The sequence below is a fragment of the Trueperaceae bacterium genome, from assembly GCA_019454765.1.
Lineage (GTDB): Bacteria > Deinococcota > Deinococci > Deinococcales > Trueperaceae > JAAYYF01.
The window spans coordinates 1-1667 of sequence record JACFNR010000005.1 but is presented as its reverse complement, the minus strand read 5'-3'; the positions used below and the strand labels follow the sequence as shown (position 1 = coordinate 1667).

Annotated in this window: 1 protein-coding gene; it reads right to left on the bottom strand. The window is 71.3% G+C overall.

Annotation, left to right across the window (positions count from 1 at the left end; translation table 11 throughout):
• Nucleotides 1-1652: ribonuclease Y (gene rny / locus H3C53_02545; protein ID MBW7915556.1), on the bottom strand; the 1652-nt coding region annotated here is incomplete at its 3' end.
• Nucleotides 1653-1667: the final 15 nt, after the last annotated feature.

The following is a 1667-nucleotide window of genomic DNA, read 5'->3' as shown; positions in this document are numbered from 1 at the left end:
CGCGACTCCCGCACGACCGTCACCTGCACCTGGCCCGGGTACTCCATGTCCTGCTCGATACGGTTCGCGATGTCGCGCGCCAACAGGACGGCCGAGGCGTCGTCGACGCGCTCGGGCTGCACGATGATGCGCAGCTCTCGGCCGGCCTGGATGGCGAAGGCGCTGTCCACGCCCGGGAAGCTGGTCGCGATGCTCTCGAGCCCCTCGAGGCGCTTGATGTAACTCTCGAGCGTCTCGCGCCGCGCGCCCGGCCGGGCGGCGGAGATGGCGTCGGCGGCGTTGACGATGATGGGGAAGAGCGTCTCCGCCTGGTCCAGGTCGTGATGGTTCGCGATGGCGTCGACGACTTCCTTCGGCTCGCCGAAGCGCCGCCCGAGGTTCGCCCCGATCTCGGTGTGGGTCCCCTCGATCTCCCGGTCGATCGACTTGCCGATGTCGTGGAGCAGCCCCGCGCGGCGGGCCATCGCCTCGTCCACGCCGAGCTCGGCCGCGATGATCCCCGACAGGTGCGCCACCTGCACCGAGTGCTTGAGTATGTTCTGGCCGTAGCTGGTTCGGAACTGCATGCGGCCGAGGAGCTGGATCAGCCCCGGCTTGAGGCCCACCACGTTGGCTTCGAGCGCCGCCTCGTCGCCGCGCTCCCTGATGTAGGTCTGCATCTCCTGCTGGGCCTTGTGGACGACCTCCTCGATGCGCGCCGGGTGGATCCGCCCGTCCGTCACGAGCTCGGTGAGCGCCAGCTGAGCCACCTCGCGCCGGATGGGGTTGAAGCTGGAGAGCAGGACGGCCTCCGGCGTGTCGTCGATGATGAGGTCCACGCCCGTGAGCGCCTCGAAGGCGCGGATGTTGCGCCCCTCGCGTCCGATGATGCGGCCCTTCATGGCGTCGCTGGGGATGGGCACGACCGAGACGCTGATGGCGGCCGAGACCTCCGAGGCGGAGCGCTGGATGGCCTGCGCGAGGATGTCCTGCGACCGCTTGCGCGACTCGGCGTCGGCGCGCTCGAGGGTGGCCCGGACGCGCACCGCCTTCTCGCGCTCGAGTTCGCGCTCGAGCTTGTCGAGGATCAGTTGCGTCGCCTGCTCGCGGCTCAGCTGCGCGATCTCGTGAAGCTGCGCCTCGACGGCCGCCTCGCGCGTGTCGATGCCCTCCTCGCGCGTCACGACCTCGGCAACGCGCTGGTTGAGGCGTTCCTCCGCCTCGTCGAGGCGCAGCGCCCGGGCGTCCTGCTGCTCGCTCCGGCGGTTGAGGCGCTCCTCCTGCTGCTCCAGGCGCTCCCGGTCGCGGCGCGCCTCGTCGCGCGCCTCGCGCGCTGTGACGCGGTCGCGCTCGATCTCGGCGAGGCCCCGTTCGGCCTCCGCCTTGGCGGTCTCCCGCAGGTGCCTGAGCTCGTCCTCGAGGCGCCGCCGCTTGGCGGCCTCGTCCTCCTCCCAGTGCCGCCGGGCCTTGGCGAGTTCTGCCTCCATCGCCTTCGAGGCCTGCTCGGTGATGGTGCGGGCCTCGCGTTCGGCGTCCGCCAGGCGCTGCGCCACGCGCTTCTCCGCCTCCGCCTCCGCGTCGCGTTCGCGCTTGCGGAGGAGGTAGTTCCCGAGGATGGCGCCCGCGACGAGGCCGAGGGCGAGCAGGAGCAGGTACGTGACGGTGGGACTCACTTGGCACCGTCCATG